The 6,275-nt window shown below is 68.6% G+C and carries 14 protein-coding genes and 1 pseudogene; 1 reads left to right on the top strand and 14 read right to left on the bottom strand.

The annotated features are described in order from the left end of the window. The 13 genes and pseudogenes from BJF79_RS33705 to BJF79_RS33650 form a co-directional block, all read right to left on the bottom strand. Positions 1-224, bottom strand: a 224-nt coding sequence (locus BJF79_RS33705; RefSeq protein ID WP_262402938.1) for a hypothetical protein, incomplete at its 3' end; no start/stop codon positions are given. Beyond that, a complete protein-coding gene (locus BJF79_RS33700; RefSeq protein ID WP_075903531.1) occupies positions 221-451 on the bottom strand; it encodes a hypothetical protein in 231 nt (76 codons plus the stop codon). The genes BJF79_RS33700 and BJF79_RS33705, both read right to left, overlap by 4 nt. Next, a pseudogene (locus BJF79_RS33695) lies at positions 448-1,418 on the bottom strand (DUF5131 family protein). Before BJF79_RS33695 ends, BJF79_RS33700 begins: the two are co-directional and overlap by 4 nt. Before the next feature lie 57 nt (positions 1,419-1,475). Next, positions 1,476-1,964 (bottom strand): hypothetical protein, encoded by a 489-nt coding sequence (locus tag BJF79_RS33690; RefSeq protein WP_075903529.1) that lies wholly within the window; start codon positions 1,962-1,964, stop codon positions 1,476-1,478. After that, the gene (locus BJF79_RS33685) at positions 1,957-2,304 is read right to left on the bottom strand and encodes a hypothetical protein (protein ID WP_143220591.1); all 348 of its coding nucleotides are present in this window, start codon (positions 2,302-2,304) and stop codon (positions 1,957-1,959) included. Before BJF79_RS33685 ends, BJF79_RS33690 begins: the two co-directional genes overlap by 8 nt. Further along, the gene (locus BJF79_RS33680; RefSeq protein WP_075903525.1) at positions 2,301-2,534 is read right to left on the bottom strand and encodes a hypothetical protein; all 234 of its coding nucleotides are present in this window, start codon (positions 2,532-2,534) and stop codon (positions 2,301-2,303) included. Before BJF79_RS33680 ends, BJF79_RS33685 begins: the two co-directional genes overlap by 4 nt. After that, a complete protein-coding gene (locus BJF79_RS33675; RefSeq protein WP_143220589.1) occupies positions 2,531-2,941 on the bottom strand; it encodes a hypothetical protein in 411 nt (136 codons plus the stop codon). The genes BJF79_RS33680 and BJF79_RS33675 overlap by 4 nt, the downstream gene beginning before the upstream one ends. After that, a complete protein-coding gene (locus BJF79_RS33670; RefSeq protein WP_075903521.1) occupies positions 2,934-3,281 on the bottom strand; it encodes a hypothetical protein in 348 nt (115 codons plus the stop codon). The genes BJF79_RS33675 and BJF79_RS33670 overlap by 8 nt, the downstream gene beginning before the upstream one ends. Further along, positions 3,278-3,475, bottom strand: coding sequence for a hypothetical protein (locus tag BJF79_RS33665; protein WP_075903519.1), 198 nt, complete (start codon positions 3,473-3,475; stop codon positions 3,278-3,280). Before BJF79_RS33665 ends, BJF79_RS33670 begins: the two co-directional genes overlap by 4 nt. Further along, positions 3,472-4,104 (bottom strand): hypothetical protein, encoded by a 633-nt coding sequence (locus BJF79_RS33660; protein ID WP_143220587.1) that lies wholly within the window; start codon positions 4,102-4,104, stop codon positions 3,472-3,474. Before BJF79_RS33660 ends, BJF79_RS33665 begins: the two co-directional genes overlap by 4 nt. Further along, positions 4,101-4,232 carry a hypothetical protein gene (locus tag BJF79_RS62835; RefSeq protein WP_262402937.1) on the bottom strand — a complete coding sequence of 44 codons (132 nt, stop codon included), beginning with the start codon at positions 4,230-4,232 and terminating at the stop codon, positions 4,101-4,103. The genes BJF79_RS33660 and BJF79_RS62835 overlap by 4 nt, the downstream gene beginning before the upstream one ends. Positions 4,233-4,315: 83 nt before the next feature. Next, complete coding sequence (locus BJF79_RS33655) at positions 4,316-4,516, bottom strand: hypothetical protein (RefSeq protein ID WP_075903515.1); 201 nt, start codon at positions 4,514-4,516, stop codon at positions 4,316-4,318. Next, entirely contained in the window at positions 4,513-4,764 is a 252-nt protein-coding gene (locus BJF79_RS33650) for a helix-turn-helix domain-containing protein (RefSeq protein ID WP_075903513.1), read from the bottom strand. Before BJF79_RS33650 ends, BJF79_RS33655 begins: the two co-directional genes overlap by 4 nt. 206 nt (positions 4,765-4,970) lie before the next feature. Between BJF79_RS33650 and BJF79_RS54235 the strand changes: the two genes are divergently transcribed. Further along, complete coding sequence (locus BJF79_RS54235; RefSeq protein ID WP_143220585.1) at positions 4,971-5,522, top strand: hypothetical protein; 552 nt, start codon at positions 4,971-4,973, stop codon at positions 5,520-5,522. A gap of 427 nt (positions 5,523-5,949) precedes the next feature. Here the strand turns inward: BJF79_RS54235 and BJF79_RS62830 are convergent, their stop codons facing one another. Then, positions 5,950-6,111, bottom strand: coding sequence for a hypothetical protein (locus BJF79_RS62830; RefSeq protein WP_262402936.1), 162 nt, complete (start codon positions 6,109-6,111; stop codon positions 5,950-5,952). Positions 6,112-6,275 lie beyond the last annotated feature (164 nt).

Raw genomic sequence — 6,275 nt, 5'->3', positions numbered from 1 at the left:
CCGAGGGTGCGGGTCATGTACCGGTACGCGGCGATGCGGCGCTGCCGGGCGGCGGTGCGGTTCTCGGCGGACACCTTCGCGGGGTCGAGGCCGGTGCGGTGTGGGGCGCGTTCGGCTTTGCGGTGCGCGGCCCATGCGGCGCGACATTCGGCGTCGGTGGGTTCGTGGCGCTTGATGTGACGGAGGTAGGCGGCGACGGTGCCGCAGGGGGCGCGGCGGGTCACAGCACCTCCCCGTGGCGTCGGGGCCCGGTGCCGGGGCGGGGTTCCTCGTCCCAGCGCGGGTCCCAGGTGAGGCCGTCGGTGTGGTCGGGCGGGAGGGCGTCGATGCGCTCGTCGCGGACGTCGCAGAGGGCGGGGAGGTCGTCTCCGGCTCGGGCGATGCGGGCGATGGCCCATCCGAGGGCGATGATCGCGACGGCGATGGCGGGGACGGCGGTGGCGGTGCTCACCGGTCGCTCCCCAGGACGGCGGCAGCCGGGAACTCGTCCCAGGTGCGGCCGTCCAGCTCGCGCCCGGCAGCCTTCTTACTGACGAGGCGTACCGTGATTGCGTCACCGCGCGCCATGGGCGGCTCGACGGGCCGCCCGTTGTGGAGCGGGCGGAAGGTGCCATCGGTGTCCAGGAATGCGGACTGTGCGCCGCTGGTGTGCAGGAGCATCGACTCCGGCACCCACACCCCGTACTGCTTGAAGAAGAACGAGATCCCCGCGGGGGTGCACTGGTCGCGGAGTGAGCGGGCCCAGTCGGGGTGCATGGGGCGGGCGCGGGCCCGGACTCTCCGCCGACGATGACCCAGTCGGGGGCGATGCGGTCGGGACACGGTCCGCTGCAGAACCCGCCGGGGAAGTCGTGGACCGGGCAGTGCGTGAGGCCGTGGTGCAGGTTGATCGGTCCGAGCAGGGGCTCGGCGCTGATGAACCGGATGGCGGCCGGGGTCTGCATGAGCGCGGGTACGCGCAGGTTGGCGCGTTTCTGGTCCTCGGTGGATACGCCGAGCCAGACGTTCGGCAGGGGCCACGGTGCGAGGTGGGCGAGGTTGTCGCGGAAGCTCGGCCGGTTCAGCAGGGACCGCATCCGCCCGTGTCGCTTCGTGAGGAGCTGGAAGGTGTGCTGCGGAGCACGGGCCATCACCGAGAACACTTCGGCGATGAACTCGTCCGGCACGCCCTCGTGGAACAGGTCGCTCATGCTGTTGACGAAGATCCGGCGGGGCTTGCGCCAACGGAGCGGCTGTTCGAGTCGCTCGGGCCGGAGCGTGAGGTCGAACCCGTTCTCGAAGTGGTGGCCGGGCGTGCCGCGCCACCGCTCTGCGAACGTCTCGGCATAGCAGTTGTCACAGCCGGGGCTGACCTTGGTGCAGCCTGTGACCGGGTTCCAGGTGGCGTTGGTCCACTCGATCTTGGTGGTGGCGGTCATGTGGGTCTCCTGGGGGTGGGGGCGCCGCGGGTGGCGGCGGCCCCGCAGGTGGTCAGGTCAGGCGCCGGGCTCGGCGGCCGGGGTGCGCGCGTAGAGGCGGTCACGGATCGCGGTGAGGGCGTCACGGGCGTCGCCGGGGTGAGCACCCCCGCACTCCCACGCGACGACGACGGACTCGACGAACGCCCGGTCGGCCTCCAGTCGGTCCCGTTCGGTGTCGGCCGCCGCGACCGTCTCAACCAGCGCCGCGTTCTCCCCACGGAGCCGGGACACCAGCGTCAGCAGGTAGGTCACGTCCGCGCGGGCGTGCACCATGAACTCGACGTCCGCCTCCGCCGTCTTCTGCTCCGCCGGGGTGACCCCTGCCGGGACGAACACGTCGGCGACCCGGACATCCCCGGCGTCGATGGCCAGGGTGGCGCCGTCGGCCGGGTCGAGGTCCGCCACGACCTGCCACGTGCCCTTGGAAGCGGCGGTCTTGCGGGCCCGGATCGCGGCGAGACGCGCGCTCTCTGCACCGAACATCGGCTTCTGCTGGTCAGCCACGGGTCCCTCCGTCCTGCTCGCTGTGATTGGCGGCGTAGACGGCGCGCAGGTCGACCAGCTCCCGCCGGTCGTCGGCGACGATCGCCTCGGCTAGGTCCAGCACCGGGACCATCTCCGGGCACGGCACGCCCGCGAAGTCCCCCCAGGGGATCCGAGCCCCGCACGAGCACCGGCGGTCCGGCATCGGATAGTCGGGCACCTGGTGCTGCCCGCACAGCCGGAGCAGCAACAGCAGCAGCGCGTCAACCTCGGCGGTGTACGGACGCCGCCGCTTCAGCGCCGTCACGGCCGTGTGCACGAGGTCGTGCGGGCCGCCCTCGACGGGCTTGATCTCGGTCATCGGACGCCCGCCCACTTCAGGTCCTCGTCCGTGCACGCGACGACCTCGACGCACACGTCCGGGTCCTCGTCACGCTCCCACTCGGCCTTCCGCTGTGCCTCGTCCCACGGCAGCGGCATCTCCGGCAGGACGGGCGTGCCGTCGATGACGACGTAGTAGAAGGGTCCGGTCTCGTCGCGGTAGTGGATCGTGGTCAGCTCCACGTCGCCGCTGCTGGTGCGCTCGATCACTGTCGCTCTCCGTCCTGCGCGCTGAGGGGGTTCGTGGGCCGGTGGGGGCAGGTGCACGTATCGCCCTGTTTGCGGACCTTGGCGATGAGCAGTTCCCACGGCGTGTACGCCGGGACACCCAGCGCCTCAGCAAGGGCGCGGACGCGCTCGGTGTGCCGGTCGATGTTTCGGGCGCACGTCGAGAGTTGACGGCGCAGCTCCTCGATGAGGTCTTCCTGGCGTCGCACCTCGCCGCCCAGGCGCGCCTGGACTTCCTTGATCTGCTCGTCCGCCTCGAGGTGGGCTCGCACGAGCGCAGCCTCGGCCTTCGCGTCGGCGCGTTCGTTGATGAGGGTCTCGAGGCCGGTCGCGGCCTTCGCGATCCACTTGGCCTGCTCGACCAAGTCGTTGCTCGTCTGCTCAGCCACGGCCATCGCCTCCGAGGTCGGCGGCGATCTCGTCGGCCGTCCGGGAACCACCGGGCACGATCAGCGCGTGCGGAACCCCGTCGATCTTCAGGGTCGCGTTCTTGTAGCCGGCTTCGGTCAGAGCGCCCGCGAGCCGGTAGTAGCGGCCACGGCGCACACCCGGCGTGCCGAGGCCGTACATGCCGTGCTCGAAGCGGGCGACGACCACGACGTGGTCGAAGGACTCCCGCAGGGGCTTGAGGACGTCGAAGCCATCCGGTCCGGGCTCGAACCCGGCGGACACCAGCGCGTCCCACACGTTGGTGCCGAGGTGCTCGGCGTCGAGGCTCGTTGCGGTCACCGGGTCACCGCCGTCTCCACCGGGCGCCACGGCCCGTCCCCGGCGCGGGTCACCAGGACGGCATCGTGGTTGCCGCAGAAGTGAAGGGCACGCAGCCAGCGGCGGGCGTCAGCCTCGCTCGCGCGAACGTCGACTTCCTCGACGGGGCACGTGCAGCGGACACCCCACTCGGGCTTGGTGAGCATGACGGTCATGACGCCACCGCCTGCCCTACGGCCTGGGCGGCGTCGTACCGGGCGATGCCCCACACGATCGCGCAGCAGGCCCAGAGGAAGGACCAGTTGTAGTCCCGCAGGTTCCACTCCCACGTGTCGTAGAAGCGGAACGGCTTACCGTTCTCCCCGTCGGGGAGGTACGTGAACTGCTCCAGCGCGTATCGCGCGTCCTGCTCGGTGGTCGTGTAGTAGTCCGGCAGGATCCCAGTAGTCGCGTTCGTCCAGGCGTCGGTCACGCCGGGGTAGTTCTCCTCGGCGTCCTTCAGCTCGTCGGCGACGCACTCGTGGAGCAGGTCCTCGTTGTAGGTCTTCAGACCGTCGCGTCCAGCGGTGACCTTCTCGTCCCAGTAGGTGAAGTTGGGTTCGCCGTTCCACGCGGAGCCGCGGAAGAACTGGAACATGTCGTCGGCGCGGCGGAACACGTAGCCGTCGATGTCACCGCTGATCGACAGGTAGCCCGGCCACGTGACCAGGTCGAAGTGGTACAGGCCCGAGTTCGGGGCCATGAACCGCACGTGCCGGTACAGGCCGTCGTCGTGCAGCACGGTCATCTCGTGGTTCGCGGTCTCACGCTTGAACCGCTCGGCGATCTCGGTCGCGGCGGTCATGACGCGCACCCCTCGCACGTCGTGCCCTGGGCGTTGACCGTGCCGTGCGTGTCGCACACCCACGTGGAGCCCAGGATGATCGCCCCGGCGGCCTCAACGGGCCCGGCGATCCGGTTACGCTTCTTCATAGCTAGCCGACTTCCTTCCTGCTGATGACGGGTGGTCGGTTGGTCAAGGGCTCGACCGGGCGCAACCGGTCGAGCCCGTTCTGCTAGGCGGCGTCCCGCGTCTCCTGCGGGGGCGTGGTGAGCCAGCCCGCGAGGAGCGGGCGGAGCTTCAGGTGCACGTCGTCGCCGCGGCGGATCTCCGGGGCGGAGTCGGCGGCGCGCTCTGCGGCTTCCCAGATGCGGGCCTCGGCGTCGGTCATGCCGGGCCGCCACCACGCCGGGCGCTTGGCCTGGCCGCCGCTCACGAAGCGGCCTTCATCGGCTGCTCGACGACTTCGTCCTCCAGGACGATGTCGTCGAGGTCGGCCCCGAGCGCCTTGGCGATGCAGGCAAGCATCAGGCGGGATGCGTTCTTGCGGTTCCGTTCGATGTTGCGGAGGGATTCCGGATGGCGGTCGGTGCGGACACCGAGCTCGATCAGGCTCAGCCCGGCCCGTTCGCGCAGGTCGCGGATCTTGTCCGCGTCGTAGGGGAGGGTCTGCATCTCGGGCATGACGCCACCATAGGACTGTCAGTCCTATCCAGTCCAGAGATTCGAGGACTCTGATTCCTTTTTCTGGACTGACGTCACCTTGAGGGGACTCTTAGGTACACCTAACCGGGGCAGTATCCACACGCGGATGCAAGTGCTCTAAGCTTGCGCGCGAGTCCCACTGAGTCCCACCTGACCCCACTCCGGCTCAGGCGACGAGGAGAACCATGGCCCGCCAAGCGAGCGCCGACCCCTCCTGGCGGAGGATCGCCGCCCTACTCGTCAGCAGACGCATCGACCTCGACCCCAGGTACCGGAACCGTCGCGTCTTTTGCCGAGAGAAGAAAATCGAGTACCGGGTCATCTCCGACATCGAAGGGGCTCGCCGCACCAACTTCAGCACGCCGATGATCACGGCAATCGAGGTCGCATACGAGGTTGCCGAGGGATCGATCAAGGCCGCCCTAGCCGACTCGTCGATCAAGCGGCTACCGGAAAGACGCACCCGGCAAACGGCAGGTACCACAAGCTCGCAAACTAGGACAAACCCCGACATTCCACAGTCTGTGAGCTTGCCTGATCTTGAAGAGTGGGAGCAGCACATCTGGCTCACTCCAGACCTCACTGTCGAACAACGCCGCGCCGCCATTCACTTTGTGCGACTGCAACGCGGCGACCTCGCCGGCGACAGCAAGGCGCTCTTGCATCTCAGCAACGCTCTGAACCAAATGGTTGCTCGACACCTGGCACGAGAGCAGGACCCCCCGCAAGCCAGTTGAGGCCTCTACCGCCAGACCAATCGTTGCCGCAACGTTGCAACACGGATTGTTAGGTCACGATCACGTAACCTTGCCGGTACAACGTCAACACCACGCCCGCAACGGGTGTCTCATCTATACGGGGACCTGGCACACACACGACAACTGCACAAGCAGCGAAACAGCCGAGGTGTGCCTGCATGTCTATCAGCGTCGATGGCTCCGGTGCCCCGAACCCCGACGATGGTCCGATCCCCCTAGACGAGCTCCGCGCCCTGTCGTGGATCGATGTCCGCACTCGGCAAACCACCCGACACCCCGACCTCGACCGCTACCTCGAACACGCCGAGATGGACGACGCGGTCGCCGAGTTCAACGCCCGGACGTTCGTCTCCGACGTACCCGTTACGTACATCGCCGCCCTCCGCAACGGAACGCCTGATGGCAGCTACTCCGTCACCATCAACGGAACTACGGTCCGCTTCGCTCTGTCCTCCTCGACCGCACCACCTGCAATCCCGATCCGGCCCGTGAGAACGAAAGTTTTCAGCAGCTTCGCGACATCGTCGCGACCACCACCTGCACCGGCATCGTCCTCGATCTCCCCCACGAACTCGTGCTCGCCATCTGGGAGCGCAACGGGGAGGAAATCTGGGCGTGCCGACCAGGCACCTCCACCGGCCCTCTCCGGAAAGCACGGCAACGACGCCGGCGCCTCACCGCCCTCTCCCCTCTCCCGTTCCTGGGCGCGTTCGGGCAGACCATCACCAGCGG

Source organism: Actinomadura sp. CNU-125 (assembly GCF_001942465.1).
Taxonomy (GTDB): domain Bacteria; phylum Actinomycetota; class Actinomycetes; order Streptosporangiales; family Streptosporangiaceae; genus Spirillospora.
This window is presented reverse-complemented; position numbering and strand designations above follow the sequence as displayed.